The 14,812-nt window shown below is 61.9% G+C and carries 17 protein-coding genes; 6 read left to right on the top strand and 11 right to left on the bottom strand.

The features are described 5' to 3' along the window. The first annotated feature begins 103 nt into the window (after nucleotides 1-103). On the top strand, nucleotides 104-1,360 hold the full coding sequence (locus tag E8Q41_RS13975; RefSeq protein ID WP_137156160.1) for a GGDEF domain-containing protein: 1,257 nt from the start codon (nucleotides 104-106) through the stop codon (nucleotides 1,358-1,360). Here E8Q41_RS13975 and mazG read toward each other — a convergent pair whose 3' ends face one another. The 4 genes from mazG to E8Q41_RS13955 all read right to left on the bottom strand — a co-directional run bounded on the left by mazG (nucleotide 1,361) and on the right by E8Q41_RS13955 (nucleotide 3,361). Further along, nucleotides 1,361-2,194 carry a nucleoside triphosphate pyrophosphohydrolase gene (mazG, locus tag E8Q41_RS13970; RefSeq protein ID WP_137156159.1) on the bottom strand — a complete coding sequence of 278 codons (834 nt, stop codon included), beginning with the start codon at nucleotides 2,192-2,194 and terminating at the stop codon, nucleotides 1,361-1,363. A 1-nt stretch (nucleotide 2,195) separates the two neighbouring features. Further along, nucleotides 2,196-2,795 (bottom strand): nucleoside deaminase, encoded by a 600-nt coding sequence (locus tag E8Q41_RS13965; protein ID WP_137156158.1) that lies wholly within the window; start codon nucleotides 2,793-2,795, stop codon nucleotides 2,196-2,198. A gap of 81 nt (nucleotides 2,796-2,876) precedes the next feature. Further along, the gene (locus tag E8Q41_RS13960; protein WP_137156157.1) at nucleotides 2,877-3,164 is read right to left on the bottom strand and encodes a type II toxin-antitoxin system RelE/ParE family toxin; all 288 of its coding nucleotides are present in this window, start codon (nucleotides 3,162-3,164) and stop codon (nucleotides 2,877-2,879) included. Beyond that, the gene (locus E8Q41_RS13955; protein WP_137156156.1) at nucleotides 3,164-3,361 is read right to left on the bottom strand and encodes a hypothetical protein; all 198 of its coding nucleotides are present in this window, start codon (nucleotides 3,359-3,361) and stop codon (nucleotides 3,164-3,166) included. Before E8Q41_RS13955 ends, E8Q41_RS13960 begins: the two co-directional genes overlap by 1 nt. Before the next feature lie 196 nt (nucleotides 3,362-3,557). Here E8Q41_RS13955 and cysG point away from each other — a divergent pair, with 196 nt between their 5' ends. The 4 genes from cysG to E8Q41_RS13935 are packed head-to-tail and all read left to right on the top strand — an operon-like array spanning nucleotide 3,558 to nucleotide 7,486. Further along, entirely contained in the window at nucleotides 3,558-4,994 is a 1,437-nt protein-coding gene (gene cysG, locus E8Q41_RS13950) for a siroheme synthase CysG (RefSeq protein WP_137156155.1), read from the top strand. 1 nt (nucleotide 4,995) lies between these two features. Next, nucleotides 4,996-5,274 carry a DUF2849 domain-containing protein gene (locus E8Q41_RS13945; protein ID WP_137156154.1) on the top strand — a complete coding sequence of 93 codons (279 nt, stop codon included), beginning with the start codon at nucleotides 4,996-4,998 and terminating at the stop codon, nucleotides 5,272-5,274. Nucleotides 5,275-5,310: 36 nt separating this feature from the next. After that, nucleotides 5,311-6,981, top strand: a complete 1,671-nt coding sequence (locus E8Q41_RS13940; RefSeq protein ID WP_137156153.1) for a nitrite/sulfite reductase — start codon at nucleotides 5,311-5,313, stop codon at nucleotides 6,979-6,981. Nucleotides 6,982-6,991: 10 nt separating this feature from the next. Further along, nucleotides 6,992-7,486, top strand: coding sequence for a DUF934 domain-containing protein (locus tag E8Q41_RS13935; RefSeq protein ID WP_137156152.1), 495 nt, complete (start codon nucleotides 6,992-6,994; stop codon nucleotides 7,484-7,486). A 225-nt stretch (nucleotides 7,487-7,711) separates the two neighbouring features. On the opposite strand, the gene E8Q41_RS13930 is transcribed toward E8Q41_RS13935, so the two are convergent. Further along, the gene (locus E8Q41_RS13930) at nucleotides 7,712-8,173 is read right to left on the bottom strand and encodes an Lrp/AsnC family transcriptional regulator (RefSeq protein WP_137156151.1); all 462 of its coding nucleotides are present in this window, start codon (nucleotides 8,171-8,173) and stop codon (nucleotides 7,712-7,714) included. Between the two features lie 158 nt (nucleotides 8,174-8,331). Between E8Q41_RS13930 and ald the strand changes: the two genes are divergently transcribed. Continuing rightward, nucleotides 8,332-9,447, top strand: a complete 1,116-nt coding sequence (gene ald, locus E8Q41_RS13925) for an alanine dehydrogenase (protein ID WP_137156150.1) — start codon at nucleotides 8,332-8,334, stop codon at nucleotides 9,445-9,447. Between the two features lie 101 nt (nucleotides 9,448-9,548). Here the strand turns inward: ald and E8Q41_RS13920 are convergent, their stop codons facing one another. The 6 genes from E8Q41_RS13920 to E8Q41_RS13895 form a co-directional block, all read right to left on the bottom strand. Continuing rightward, on the bottom strand, nucleotides 9,549-10,025 hold the full coding sequence (locus tag E8Q41_RS13920; protein WP_137156149.1) for a DUF1203 domain-containing protein: 477 nt from the start codon (nucleotides 10,023-10,025) through the stop codon (nucleotides 9,549-9,551). A gap of 121 nt (nucleotides 10,026-10,146) precedes the next feature. Continuing rightward, nucleotides 10,147-10,713, bottom strand: a complete 567-nt coding sequence (locus E8Q41_RS13915) for a GNAT family N-acetyltransferase (RefSeq protein WP_137156148.1) — start codon at nucleotides 10,711-10,713, stop codon at nucleotides 10,147-10,149. A 3-nt stretch (nucleotides 10,714-10,716) separates the two neighbouring features. Then, nucleotides 10,717-11,571: a 3-mercaptopyruvate sulfurtransferase gene (gene sseA, locus E8Q41_RS13910; RefSeq protein WP_137156147.1), complete on the bottom strand. Its 855-nt coding sequence runs from the start codon at nucleotides 11,569-11,571 to the stop codon at nucleotides 10,717-10,719. Nucleotides 11,572-11,598: 27 nt separating this feature from the next. After that, complete coding sequence (locus tag E8Q41_RS13905) at nucleotides 11,599-12,330, bottom strand: alanyl-tRNA editing protein (protein ID WP_137156146.1); 732 nt, start codon at nucleotides 12,328-12,330, stop codon at nucleotides 11,599-11,601. 7 nt (nucleotides 12,331-12,337) lie between these two features. Beyond that, complete coding sequence (locus tag E8Q41_RS13900; protein WP_137156145.1) at nucleotides 12,338-13,378, bottom strand: cysteine synthase A; 1,041 nt, start codon at nucleotides 13,376-13,378, stop codon at nucleotides 12,338-12,340. Between the two features lie 121 nt (nucleotides 13,379-13,499). After that, nucleotides 13,500-14,753 (bottom strand): cyclopropane-fatty-acyl-phospholipid synthase family protein, encoded by a 1,254-nt coding sequence (locus tag E8Q41_RS13895; RefSeq protein WP_137156144.1) that lies wholly within the window; start codon nucleotides 14,751-14,753, stop codon nucleotides 13,500-13,502. Between the last annotated feature and the right edge of the window lie 59 nt (nucleotides 14,754-14,812).

The following is a 14,812-nucleotide window of genomic DNA, read 5'->3' as shown; positions in this document are numbered from 1 at the left end:
TTTTATATTCAAATTATTATTCATCGCGTTGATACTACGGCCTATTGACTGATTCTTTTGGATCGCTGCGGCGAAACTTGTTCCAATTCGTTAGGCCATTTTCATGGACGTCCTGAATCTGCTCCTTCTGATCTTCGAAGCCTGTCTTTATTTCGGGCTTCTCGTTTGCCTTCTTCACTGGCGGGCGCGATTGGGCATCGGGGTCATGATGACGGTGCTCGGGGTCATGCATTTTCTCGAGACCTATCTGGCGGCGCGGTATTACGTGATGACGCCGTTCGGAATGGCGTCGCCCGGCTCGATCGTGTTCTACAGCGGCAAGCTGGTGATGATCCTGATGATCTATATCCGCGAGGACGCTGCGACCGTTCGCCAGCTGATTTACGGTTTGCTCGGCGGCAATGCGATCTGCCTGATGTTCGCTTTCCTGCTGAGGCTGCATCCTGCGCTGGGGCTGACGCCGGGCGAGATGCCGGACAACGATTTTCTCGACCAGATGGGCGTGTTGATGGTGTGGGGCACGGCGCTGCTCTATGTCGAGGCGGTCGGCGTCATTCTGCTCTATGAATCGCTCGGCCGCTGGATGGGGCGTTCGCCCGCCCCGCGGCTATGGGCCGCCAGCGTGCTCGCGCTCGCTTTCGATCAATGCGGATTTTATGCCGCGCTTAAATTTCTCTATGACGCGCCGCTCTCCGTCTTCTGGGCAAGCATGGGCGGAAAGGTGTTCTTCGCCTGCGTCTACGCGGTTCTGGCGGCGGTCTATTTTCGTTGGTTCGCAAGCGGCGCCGCCACCGCGCGACGGTTTCCCGCCGATGTCTTCGCAGATCTCACCTATCGCGAGCGCTATGACGCGCTGCTGGCGCGGAGCGGCGTGGATACGCTGACAGGCGTCAAGAATCGCGGGCGGCTGGAAGAAATCGGCCCCGGACTGATCCAGCGCCATCTGGACACGTCCTCGGCGCTGTCGCTGCTGATCGCCGATGTCGATCATTTCAAGCAGATCAACGACCGCTTCGGTCATCTTCAGGGCGATGCGGTGCTGAAGGCGATCGCCGACGCCCTGAAAACGGGGTTGAGAAACGACGTCGATCTGCTTTTCCGGTTCGGCGGGGAGGAATTCCTGATCCTGATGCCGGGGATCGGTCAAGACGCGGCATTGAAGGCGGCGGAGCGGCTGAGGCGGCGCGTGGAAGCGCATGTGTCAGCCGGCGGCGCGGCCGTATCCATCAGCATCGGCGTTGCATCGGCGCCCGAGGGCGGAGAAAGCTTGCGCGCGCTCATCGACACGGCTGACCAGGGCCTCTATCGCGCCAAGGCCAATGGCCGCAACCAGGTCGACGGCGTGCCGCGCACCGCCTGATCAGTCCCCGGCCTTTTCCTGGCGCTTGGCCTCGACCCAGAGGTCTTCCATCCGCTCGAGACTCGCCTCCGTCAGGCTTTCGCCGGCCTGCTCCAGACTGGTTTCGATATGCCGGAAGCGGCGACGGAATTTGGTGTTGGTGCCGCGCAAAGCCATCTCCGGATCGGCGTCGACATGGCGGCCGATATTGACGACGGCGAAGATCAGATCGCCGAGTTCATCGGCGATCTTGTTCTGTTGGCCCGCCTTGATCGCCTCGCGCAATTCGCCGATTTCCTCCTCGATCTTGTCGAGAATGGGCTCGGCGTCGGACCAGTCGAAGCCGACTTTGGCCGCCTGTTTCTGCAGCTTCACGGCTTCCGAAAGCGCCGGCTGGGCGCGGTCGACCTGGCCGAGCAGCCCGGCCTTGAAATCCTCGATGATGCCGCGGCGTTCGCGACGGGCGGCTTTTTCGCGCTTTTCCTCAGCCTTAATCTCATCCCACTGTTTCTTGACCTTGGCGGGATCGTCGGCGTCGGACACCGCGAAGACATGCGGGTGTCGGCGGATCATCTTGGAGGTGATCGCCTCCACCACGTCGCCAAAAGAGAATTCGCCGAGTTCTTCGGCCATACGGGCATGAAACACCACCTGCAACAGGAGGTCGCCCAATTCGTCGCGGAGATCGTCGAGATCCTTGCGCTCGATGGCGTCGGCGACTTCATAGGCCTCCTCAAGCGTGTAGGGCTTGATGCTGTCGAAATCCTGTTCGAGATCCCAGGGGCAGCCGGTGACCGGGGTGCGCAGCGCCGCCATGATTTCGAGAAGGCGGGCGATATCCTTGGACGGGGTCATGTCAGTTCAGCGGAATGTCGTTGCCGGCCTTGGAGGCCTGATAGATGTCGGAGAGTTCGGCGTAGCTGGCCTTGATCGCGTCGATCCGCGCATGGAAGCCGGCTTTTTCATCCGGATTTTCCTCGGCTGCGGCCATCTCAGGCAGAGAATAACAAGTCCAGAAAGCGTTGGACTTGCGATAGCCGCCGGGCTCCAGGCCGAAGACTTCCTTGAGGATCTTCAGGTCATGGGGGATGGCGAAGGCGTCGCGGCTGTCTTCATAGCTGAAGAAATAGGTGAAATTGTCGAAGCCCGCCCAGGTGATCGCCGACATGCACATGCTGCAGGGCTCATGGGTGGAGAGGAAGATCAGATCCTTGGTGTTCGGCCGCTCCGCCATTTCATAGAAGCGCTTCAGCGTATGCACCTCGCCATGCCAGAGCGGATTTTCCGTCTCGTTGTTGGTCTCGGCCAGCACCAGCGACAGATCCGACTTGCGCAACAGCGCCGCGCCGAACACCTTGTTGCCGGCTTCCACCCCGCGCCGCGTCAGGGGAATGATGTCGTTTTCCATCACGGACAACAGGCGAGAGGCGAGGGCGGTGGGATCGTGGCCGAACATGAAGCGCTCCAGAGGGTTTGTCAGGAACTTTAGCGGTTCGCAGATGCAAAAGGGAAGTTGCTCGAAGGCTTCACGAACAGATTATTCCGGCGGCCATTTCTGGGCTGCGTGGAGAAGGCGGAGGATGTGGATCTCGTCGCCGGACGGCGACAGCCGGTAGATGGCGATGAAGGGCGTCTGCGGCACGACGAGTTCGCGGGTGTGGCGCAGCCGCCCTGCGCGGCCCAGCATGGGAAAGGTTGAAAGCCGTTCTGTCGCCTGCTGGATCAGGATATCCTGCGTGACTGCCGCTTGGGGGTTGTGCTGGGCGATAAAATTAATTTGGGAATCAAGTTCGTATTCGGCCTGTTCAAGCCAAATGACGCGCATCAGCGGGAAGCGGATTTTTCGATCCGCGCCAGGATCTTTTCACGGCGGATCTCCCCGCGGCGCACCACCTCTTCATGCGGTATCCAAACCGCATCAGGGCTGTCGGCGATGTCGAGCGCCTCCTGCACCTTACGGCGGAACCAGGCGTCATAGGTTTCTTCCGCCTCGGCGGTCGGCTCTTTGTTCGGTGTGTCCATGGCCCAATCCTTTCCTCTTAGGATAGGCCTGATTTTCCGCTTTGCAACCGGCTCGGCTCGACCGCATGAACAGAAATGCTCAGTCCATTGGAATTGCGAGGAAAAGAATGTGGCTGATGGGTGTTTGCGGGATTCATCTTGCTTTTCTTTTGCCAGTTTCCCGACGATAGTGCAGGCTCTTGAGAAAGGCAGGCAGATGAAGGATCGCGACGATCAGCTCGGGGTGTTTCCGGCGTTCTTCCGCGTGGAAGATCGCGATGTGGCCGTTGTCGGCAATGGCGACGAGGCGCTGGCAAAAATGCGCCTGCTGCTGAATACGCGCGCGAAGATCACGTTGATTGCCGATGCGCCCGAGGCCGAACTCGTCGATCTCGTCCGCGCCAACGGCGTCCGTCATGTCGCCCAGGCTTTCGAGCCGTCGCTGATCGACGGCGCGACGCTGGTGTTCGGCGCGACCGGCGACGCCACCGAGGATCGCGCCATCGTGGCGGCGGCCCGGGCGCTAAAGATTCCGGCCAATGCGGTCGACCAGCCCGATCAATGCGATTTCTATACGCCGGCGCTCGTCAACCGGGCCCCTGTGGCCGTGGCGATCGGTACGGAAGGCGCGGGGCCGGTCCTCGGCCAGATGATCCGGGCGCAGGTCGACCAGATGCTGTCGCCGTCGCTCGGTCAGCTCGCGCGGCTGGCCATGGTCTATCGCGGCGTGGTCGAACATGTGCTGCCGAAGGGCTCGCCCCGGCGAATGTTCTGGAAACGTTTCTTCTCCGGCGATGTCGCCGACGCCATGCAGAATGGCGAAGTCGGCCAGGCCAAGCGCGAGGCCAAGCGCCTGCTCAAAAGCATCGACGGCATCGGCGGCCATGTTTGGCTGGTGGGCGCGGGCCCCGGCGCGGAAGACCTGCTGACGCTGCGGGCACAGCGGGTGATGATGGAAGCCGATGTTCTGGTCTATGACGCGCTGGTGCCGCAGGCCGTCGTCGATATGGGCCGGCGCGACGCCGAGCGCATTTCGGTGGGCAAGCGCAAGGGCTGTCATTCGAAATCCCAGAACGAGATCAACGATCTGCTGGTTGAGTTGGGGCGCGCGGGGAAACGCGTCGTCCGGCTGAAATCCGGCGATCCCCTGGTCTATGGCCGGGCGGGCGAGGAAATGGCGGCGCTGAGACAGGCGGGCGTCTCCTATGAGATCGTGCCCGGCATCACCTCGGCCTTCGCCGCCGCCGCCGATTTCGAACTGCCCTTGACGTTGCGCGGCGTCGCTTCGTCGCTGATCTTCACCACTGGCCATGATCTGGCCGGCGACGTGCTGCCCGATTGGGCGCGGCTTGCGGTGTCCGGCGCGACGATCGCCGTCTATATGGGACGCAGCGTGGCGGCCTCCGTGGCTGAGCGGCTGATGGTCGCCGGCATTCCGGCCGAGACGACGGTGGCGGTGATCGAAAACGCCAGCCGTCGCGACCGGCGCCTGATGCATGGCGTGCTCGCCGACCTGCCGTCGCTCGATAGCCGTGACGACCTGACGGGACCGGTGATGGTGATCATCGGCGAGGCGGTCGCCGGCGCCAATCTTGACAATTCGACGCCGCTCCTTTCCAGAGAGCGGCATCTGGCCGAACGTGTGGGAGCATGAGATGAGTTTGCAGATTTTGACCGCCAACCGCCTGACCGACGGCGTCGTCGTCTGGTATGATGTCGACGGTCAGTGGAGCCTGACCATAGAGCGCGCCGAGATCGCCCGCGACAAGGAGACCGCCGCCCGGCTCGAAGCCATCGGCAAGCAGGCTTTCGCGGCCAATCTCGTGGTCGACGTCAACCTGATCGACATCGAAGAAGTCGATGGGGCCATTCGTCCGCTTCGCCTGCGCGAACGCATCCGGGCCGAAGGTCCGACCATCGATTACGCCGCCTGATCGGCATTTCCGCATTTTTGAACCAGGGACACACGCATGTACCGTTACGATGAATTCGATCACGCCTTCGTGGCCGATCGCGTCGCGCAGTTCCGCGATCAGGTGGAGCGCCGCCTTTCCGGCCAGCTCGCCGAGGACGCGTTCAAGCCGCTGCGCCTGATGAACGGCGTCTATCTGCAGCTGCACGCCTATATGCTGCGGGTGGCCATTCCCTATGGGACGCTGAATTCCAAGCAGATGCGGATGCTCGCGCATATCGCCCGCAAATATGACCGCGGCTATGGCCATTTCACCACGCGGCAGAACATCCAGTATAACTGGCCGAAGCTTGAGGATTGTCCTGACATTCTCGCAGATCTCGCGAGCGTCGAAATGCACGCCATCCAGACCTCAGGCAACTGCATCCGCAATGTGACCGCCGACCATTTCGCCGGCGCCGCCGCCGACGAGGCCGTGGATCCGCGTCCTTATGCGGAAATCCTTCGCCAGTGGTCGTCGGTGCATCCGGAATTCTCGTTCCTGCCGCGCAAGTTCAAGATCGCCGTGACCGGCGCCGAGCGCGATCGCGCCGCGATCCAGGTGCACGACATCGGTCTGCATATGCGGAAGAACGACAAGGGCGAAATCGGCTTTGACGTCTATGTCGGCGGCGGCCAGGGGCGCACCCCGATGGTGGCCAAGAAGATCCGCGACTTCCTGCCGGAAGAGGATCTCTTGTCCTACACCACGGCCATTCTGCGCGTGTACAATCTCTATGGCCGCCGCGACAACAAGTACAAGGCGCGCATCAAGATCCTCGTGCATGAGACCGGCGTCGAAAAACTGTCGGCTGAGATCGAGGCGGAGTTCAATGAACTCAAGAATTCCGAGCTGAAGCTGCCGGAAGCCGATGTTCTCGCCATACAGAATTATTTCAAGCTGCCGGACCTGCCGGCGCGCGCCGAAGGCTGGGCCAATCTCGCCGCCTGGAAGAAGGCGGACGCCAATTTCGCCCGCTGGGTGGACCAGAACGTCCAGCCGCACAAGAACCCCGATTACGGCATGGTGACGATCTCGCTGAAGCCGATCGGCGGCATTCCGGGCGACGCCACCGATGCGCAGATGGATCTGGTCGCCGATCTCGCCGAAGAATACGCCTTCGACGAGATCCGCATCAGCCATGAGCAGAACATCATCTTCCCGCATGTGGCGCTCGCCGATCTCGAGCCGCTGTATCGCGCGCTTTCAGGCGCAGGTCTCGCCACCGCCAACAGCAATCTGATCACCGACATCATCGCCTGTCCGGGGCTGGATTATTGCGCGCTTGCCAATGCCCGCTCGATCCCCGTGGCGCAGGCGATTTCGTCGCGCTTCGGCTCGCCCGAACGCCAGGCAGAGATCGGCGAACTCAAGATCAAGATTTCCGGCTGCATCAATGCCTGCGGTCATCACCATGTCGGCCATATCGGTCTGCTGGGCGTCGAGAAGAAGGGCGCGGAACTCTACCAGATCACGCTGGGCGGCTCGGCTGACGAGAACACCTCGATCGGCGAAATCATCGGCCGCGGTTTTGAGCCTGAGAAGGTGACGGATGCGATCGAGGTGGTGGTCAACACCTATCTCGGCCTGCGCCTGTCCAAGGAAGAGACCTTCATCGACGCCTATCGCCGCGTCGGGCCGCAGCCCTTCAAGGCCGCGCTCTATGGCAACGCCGCCGAAGCCGCCTGAGGAGAGTTTTATGACCAAGATCTGGAACGAAAACGGCTTTGTCAGCGACGATCCCTGGGTGATCGAGACTGAGGAGACCAAGGCCGGCTCGAATGAAAAGCCGATCCTGCCGCTGGCGGACTTTCTGGAAAAAGCCGAATCCGGCGAGACCGGCCTCGGCGTGCTGGTCGCGCCGGCCGACAATGTGAAGGCGCTCGCCGACCACTTTGACAAAATCGCGCTGATCGCCGTGTCCTTCCCGGCCTATAGCGACGGTCGCGGCTTCAGCCATGCCTCGCTGTTGCGCCGGCTGGGCTATGAGGGCGAGATCCGGGCGGTGGGCGACGTGCTGATCGATCCCTTGCCGCTGATGCTGCGCTGTGGCGTCACGAGCTTTGCGGTGACCAATGCGACGGCGATCCAGCGGCTGTCGGAAGGGCGGTTGCCGGGCATCCGCAATCACTATCAGCCGACGGCAAGGCCGGCGGACAAAGAAGGCGGGTATAGCTGGCGTCGGGCGAACTGAGTTCGAACTGGGCGGAGGGTGTGGTTACCCCCCTCTGCCCTGCCGGGCATCTCCCCCTCAAGGGGGGAGATTGGCAGGAAGCGGGCTCTCCGCCCTGAGTAATTCTTGAGCCTGCCGCAAGCTCTACGTTTGATGTTCGCGGGACATCGCCGCGGATCAATCTCCCCCCTTGAGGGGGAGATGTCCGGCAGGACAGGGGGGGGTAACCCCGGGCTCAACGCCCAATCATATCCCCACATTCGGCCGATCGATAATCTCCCTGAGCGCAAAGCTCGAATTGATCTTCACCACATGCGGCAGCGCAGACAGCCAGTCGCGGTGGACGCGCTCGTAGTCTTCGAGATCCTTGCAGGCGACGCGCAGGATATAGTCGTACTCCCCCGACATCAGATAACAGACCAGCACATTCGGGCAGAGCTTCACCGCCGCCTCGAATTCGCTCAGCGTCTTGGCGAACTGGCCCGACAGCGAGATGTGGACGATCACCATCATCTTGTAGTCCAGCGCCTTGTGCGACACCTGGGCGTAATAGCCGCTGATCACGCCTGATTTTTCAAGGATGTCGAGACGCCGCGAGCAGGCCGACGGCGAGAGCCCCACGCGGTCGGCGAGTTCGGCGTTGGAGATTCGTCCATTGCGCTGCAATACCCGCAAAATCGAAAGATCGGTGCTGTCGAGTTTCTCCATCGGCGATTCCTTCGAATAGCGGTGTATTTCACGAAATGTTCTTCGACAGATTTGATTGCCGGCGGGCCAATTTGCAAGGACATTTCCGGCGTGATCCTGTCAAATATTGTGCATTCGACAACCGCTCCACGCTTCAAGCGACAATAAGGGAACTACACATGCGCGTCGGCTGCCCCAAGGAAATCAAGAATCACGAATATCGCGTCGGCCTCACGCCGGCTTCGGTCCGCGAATATGTCGCGCATGGCCATAGCGTGCTGGTGGAAACCAATGCCGGCGCCGGCATCGGCGCAAGCGATGCGGATTACGTCGCCGCCGGAGCCAAGATCGCCGCCACGGCCGCTGACGTCTTCGCCAATTCCGACATGATCGTGAAGGTGAAGGAGCCGCAGCCGTCGGAATGGGTGCAGCTGCGCGAAGGCCAGATCCTCTATACCTATCTGCACCTGGCTCCGGATCCGGAACAGACCAAGGGCCTGATCGCCTCCGGCGTCACCGCTGTGGCCTATGAAACCGTCACCGACGAGCGCGGCGGCCTGCCGTTGCTCGCGCCGATGTCGGAAGTGGCGGGTCGCCTGTCGATCCAGGCCGGCGCTTTCTCGCTGCAGAAGGCCAATGGCGGCCGCGGCGTGCTGCTCGGCGGCGTGCCGGGCGTGTTGCCGGGCAAGGTCGTGGTGATCGGCGGCGGCGTCGTCGGTCTGCATGCCGCCCGCATGGCGGTCGGCCTCGGCGCCGATGTGACCATTCTCGACCGCTCGCTGCCGCGCCTGCGCCAGCTCGACGATATCTTCAACGGCCATGTCCACACCCGCTTCTCCTCGATCGACGCGCTGGAAAGCGAAGTCTTCCAGGCCGATCTGGTGATCGGCGCGGTGCTGATCCCGGGCGCTGCGGCTCCGAAGCTCGTCACCCGCAAGATGCTCGGCGGCATGAAGAAGGGCGCCGTGATCGTCGACGTCGCCATCGACCAGGGCGGCTGCTTCGAGACCTCGCACGCCACCACCCATTCCGATCCGACCTATGAAGTCGACGGCATCATCCATTACTGCGTCGCCAACATGCCGGGCGCGGTGCCGGTGACGTCTGCGCATGCGCTGAACAACGCCACGATCGGCCATGGCCTGGCGCTCGCCGACAAGGGCGTCGCCGCCATTCTCGCCGACAAGCATCTGCGCAACGGCCTCAACGTTCACAAGGGCAAGATCACCAATGCCGCCGTCGCCGAAGCCCTCGGCTATGAGCTGCATGCTCCCGAATCCGCACTCGCGGCGTAAGCCGCATAGAAAAACGCGGGGAAACAGAACGCCGGCCCGAGATTTCGGGCCGGCGTTTTGCGTTTGGCGGCCTTACCAGTTTTGGTTGACCGCCAAATATTTCATTTACGATCGATGCGGCACTGGAAGCAATTGTTGCGCGCCGAGCGCACATGGACATAGGCAATATCCGGGCGCGCGAACAGGGATTCAGCGTAAGCGACGATGTCTTCCTTTAGCGTTACAGCGCCCGTGCCATAAACGATCCGTTCGTCGGCGCCGTAACCGCGCACAATGAAATCGCGGCTAGCCTCCAGCACAGGTGGCAGGATTTCCGTCGCCTGATAGCGGGCGCAAGGCTGTTTGTGCAGGAATATCGGGCCTGTTTCCGCATAGGGCTGCAACTCGCGAAACGGCCGATAGGCGAAAACCTGGAGAAGTTCGCCTTCGTCTATATTGTTGAGGCAATGGCGGCAGGGGTGACCGGCGCCAGTGGAGACTATGGTCTCAGGCGGCATTCCATAGCCGTCCAAACCACCCGCCCAAATGGCAGTAGCATCCTCGGTGGGCATAGCTGAGAAAAGAACAGGTGTATGCATGAAAGCGTCCTTGTTGGTGACGCGGCATATTTGTCGCCAGAACGGCGACAAGCCACCCGAAAACAAATGATAGGCAACGCTGCAGTTCGGCTGTCCTCAGGCAACCGAGCTTTTGGTTTGGTCACCGCTTGGCCAGCTCCGCCCATTCCTCGTCGCTCAGCGGACGCACCAGCGCATCGGCTGTCGAAACCGGGTTGAAGCCGAACATCTGGTAGAGCTGCAATGCGCGGGGATGATCGAGATTGTTGGTGGTGACGGTGAGCTTTTTCGGCTCCAGGCCCCAGGCGGCGTGGAGCGCCTGCAGCAGGAACCATTTACCCACGCCGAGGCCGAGCGCGTGTTCGATCAGGCCGAAATGACAGAGCTCGACCACATCTTCCGATTCGTGGAACAGTTCGTAGAAGCCGGCGGGCGCGCCGTTGGCATAGAGAACGGTGATGTGGGTGCGCTTGTCGTGAAGGATCTTGGCGAGCTTGTCGTCCGGCATCCGCAAGCGATCGACCCAGTTCCAGCGGCGGCCGACCTGGCTGTAGAGGAAGCGGTAGAAGGGCAGGGGAATGTTCGGCGTGCGCATCAGCGCCGTGTGCAGGTTGACCGGCAGCGGCAGGCTCTGGCGCGGCGGCGTTGTCATTTCGAGCCGGGTGATATGCGCCTTCAGAGCGCGGGGTTTTTTCGGGCCTGTCGCCATGTTTCAATCCTTGCCACTAACGACGGGCGTGTCGGACAGAGATCCCCATTCCGACCAGGAGCCGTCGTAAAGCGTGTGATCGGTATGCCCGACCGAGGCAAGCGCCAGCGAAATAACCGCCGCCGTCACGCCCGAGCCGCAGCTGGTGGTGACCGGGCGCGCAAGATCGATGCCGGCCTTGTCGAATTCGGCGCGCAGCGCAGCGAGGCTCTTGAAGCGTCCGCCTTCGGCGAAGACGCCGGCCGGCAGGTTCTTGGCGCCCGGCATATGGCCGCCGCGCAGGCCCGCCCGCGGTTCTGGATCAATCGCGGCGAATCGGCCCGGGCTGCGGGCGTCGGCGATCTGGCGATGGCCGACGTCGACGATGCCACGCATGGACTCGAGCGAGGTGATCATCCGGCCCTGATAATTGACGGTGAAGACGGCTGGCGCGGGTTCCGGCAGATCGGTTTCGAGCGGCCGCCCCTCGGCCTTCCAGCCATCCAGCCCGCCGTCGAGCACATAGACCTTGTCCGCGCCCATCAGCCGGAACAGCCACCAGACGCGTGGGGCGGAGAAAAAGCCGGGACCATCATAGACGACGATTTCGTCAGTCACCGATATGCCCATCTTGCCGACGGCGTCGGCGAACTGCGCAGGCGAGGGCACGGTGTGGGGCAGGCCTGTCGAATGATCGGCGATGGCGTCCTGATCGAAAAACACCGCGCCCGGAATGTGGCCCGCCGCATAGTCCTCGGCGCCGATGCGATTCTGCGCCGGCAGATACCAGGAGGCGTCGACGATGCGGAACGCGGGCGCGCCGAGATTCTTCTCGACCCAGTCGGATGTCACCACGAAGGGACTCTTGTCGGCGCTCATCTTCTTCCTCCCTTGGGAAATATTGGCTCAGGCCTCGGGCTTGCCGAATTTGATGCGGAAGCGCCGGTTTTCCTTGCCCTTTTTCTCGATCTTGGCGATGTGGATCTCACCGACTTCCTGGGTTTCCGACACATGCGTGCCGCCGCAGGGCTGGCTGTCGATCGCGGCGTTTTCGCCGATGCAGACCAGGCTGACGCGGCCGAGCCCGATGGGCGGCCGGACATTCTTGGATTTGACGATGCCGGGATTGGCCGCCAGCTCCTCATCCGTGATCCATTGCAGGTAGATGGGATGATTGGCGGCGACGATCTCCATCATCTTCGCCGTCACGTCGTCCTTGTCGATCGTCTCGCTCATGTCGAAATCGACGCGGCTCTCGTCTTCGCCGACGGCGGCGCCGGTGATGGGATATTGGCAGACGACAGAGAGGATGTGGCAGGCGGTGTGCATGCGCATCAGCTTGTAGCGGCGCGCCCAGTCGACATGGAGGACGAGCTTTTCGCCGATCTCCGGGCGTGGCTGGCCGTCGAGCGGCTTGTGCAGGATGATGCTCTTGTCGGCGCCGTTGACTGTGACGCCGAGTTCGATGCGGCTGCCGTCGGCGCGTTCGAGGAAGCCGGTGTCGCCGGGCTGGCCGCCCGACGTGGCGTAGAAACAGGTCTGGTCGAGTTCGATCGACCCGTCGTCATGCACTGCGGTGACCACTCCCTCCGCCGTCGAAAGATAGAAATCGTCGCGGAAGAGAGGGGTCACGGGCATGGTTCAGTCACTCTACAGGTTCGAAGGGCGGCCGGATGCCCGAAGTCTTCGTGAGCCAGGTCGGAAGGGGCAAGCCCTTTTCGGACAGGAAGGCGGGATTGAAGAGCTTGGACTGGTACCGGTTGCCGTAATCGCAAAGGATGGTCACGATTGTATGGCCCGGGCCTAAGTCTTTTGCAAGGCGGATGGCGCCGGCGATATTGATGCCCGAGGAGCCGCCGAGGCAAAGGCCTTCATTTTCCACCAGATCGAAGACGATCGGCAGGGCTTCCGCGTCGGGGATCTGATACTGGAAATCCGGCGTGAAGTCTTCGAGATTGGCGGTGATGCGGCCCTGGCCGATTCCCTCGGTGATCGAGCTGCCCTGCGACGCCAGCTGGCCATGGGCGTAGAAATTATAGAGCGCAGCGCCTTCGGGATCGGCGAGGCCGATCTTGATGTCCTTGTTGAAGCCCTTCAGGCCCGCCGCCACGCCTGCGAGCGTGCCGCCCGAACCAACCGCGCAGATAAAGCCGTCGACTTTGCCGTCGGTCTGCGTCCAGATTTCCGGCGCGGTGGTCTCGATATGCGCCTGGCGGTTGACGACATTGTCGAACTGGTTGGCCCAGATCGCGCCGTTCGGCTCGGTCTTGGCCAGATGCTCCGCCAGCCGGCCCGAGAGCCTCACGTAATTGTTGGCATTCTTGTAAGGGACGGCCGGCACTTCCACGAGTTCGGCGCCCAGCAGCCTCAGCGCATCCTTCTTTTCCTGGCTCTGCGTCTCGGGAATGACGATGACGGTGCGATAGCCGAGCGCCTTGGCGACCATGGTCAGGCCGATGCCCGTGTTGCCGGCGGTGCCTTCGACGATCACGCCGCCGGGCTGCAACAGGCCTTTGCGCTCGGCGTCGCGGATGATGTAGAGCGCGGCGCGATCCTTCACCGACTGGCCGGGATTGAGAAACTCGGCCTTGCCGAGAATGGTGCAGCCGGTTTCCTCGCTGGCGCGCTTGAGCTTGATGAGCGGCGTATTGCCGATGAGATCGAGAACGGTTTGCTGCGCAGCCATGATCCTGTCCGCCTGTTTTATTCTTGGTTACAAGACCCGGTGTTTTTCACGCCGGACCCGTGTTGCGCAAGGAATTTAGTTGCCTGGGACGGCCATGAGGGCGGAATAGGATTTCAACCTATCAGGCATAGACCACCTGGCGCACGTCGATATTGCGCGAGCGGAAGCCGGCTTCGCAATAGAAGAAATAGAACTCCCAAAGACGCTTGAAGCGCTGATCGAAGCCGAGCGGCTGCAACCGCTCCCAGGTCTCCCAGAATTTCACCCGCCATTCGGCCAGAGTGCGGGCGTAATCATGGCCGAAGCCGAAGCTGCTGACCAGCGACAGGCCGGCTTTCGCGCCATGTTCGGCGAGATGGCGAGGGGTCGGCAGCATGCCGCCCGGGAAAATGTATTTCTGGATGAAATCGGGATTGGCCTTGTAATCCGCATAGGCTTTTTCGTCGATGGTGATGACCTGCAGACCGGCGCGGCCGCCCGGCTTCAGACATTCGCGCAATTTGCCGAAATAGACGGGCCAGTAGCGCTCGCCGACCGCCTCGAACATTTCGATCGAGACGATCTTGTCGTAGATGCCGGTTTCGTCGCGGTAATCCTGGAATTTCAAATCGACCTTATCCGACAGTCCCTGACGCTGCATGCGCTCGGTGGCGAATTTCAGCTGCTCGCGGGAAATCGTCAGACCGGTGACCTTGCAGCCGATCTCGCTTGCGGCGAATTCCGCAAAGCCGCCCCAGCCGCAGCCGATCTCCAGCACGCGATCGCCGGGCTGAATGCCGGTGGCTTCGGCAAGCGCGCGATATTTGGCGCGTTGGGCGGAGGGCAGATCATTCGCGCCGGTGGAATAGAGCGCCGATGAATAGGTCATGGTCGGGTCGAGCCATGCCTTGTAGAACTCGTTGCCGAGATCGTAATGCGCCGAAATATTGCGCTTGGAGCCGGTCTTGGTGTTGGCGTTCATCCAGTGGCGGAAGCGCTCGATGATGCGCAGCAGGCCGCGCGCGCCGTTGGCGAAACGGCCGCCGACATGCTGGTTGACCAGGAACAGTTCGAGGAACTGGCCGATATCGTCGCTGTCCCAGTCGCCGTCGATATAGGATTCGGCGGCTGCTATGGCGCCGCCGGTGATGGAGCGGGTGAAGAGGTTCCAGTTCTGAAGCGCGATCACCGCGTTCGGCCCCGGTTTATGGCCCGCAATATGGACGAGCCGTCCTTCCGGCGTGCGAAGCGTGAGCGAGCCGACGTCGATATTGACGAGGCCCTTGAAAATCATTTGCACGGTCAGCGGCAGGCCCTTGTTGAATTGGGAGAGATTGGCGGATGTGAGCGGCTCGGCGGCCGCCGTCCCCTGGGTGATTTCGCTATGCTGCGCCATGTTCATCCTGTCCCCTTTTCATCCCTGTCCCGCATTTTCAGTTCCGCAAATATTTCGGC

Source organism: Rhizobium sp. FKL33 (assembly GCF_005222915.1).
Taxonomy (GTDB): domain Bacteria; phylum Pseudomonadota; class Alphaproteobacteria; order Rhizobiales; family Rhizobiaceae; genus Rhizobium_E.
This window is presented reverse-complemented; position numbering and strand designations above follow the sequence as displayed.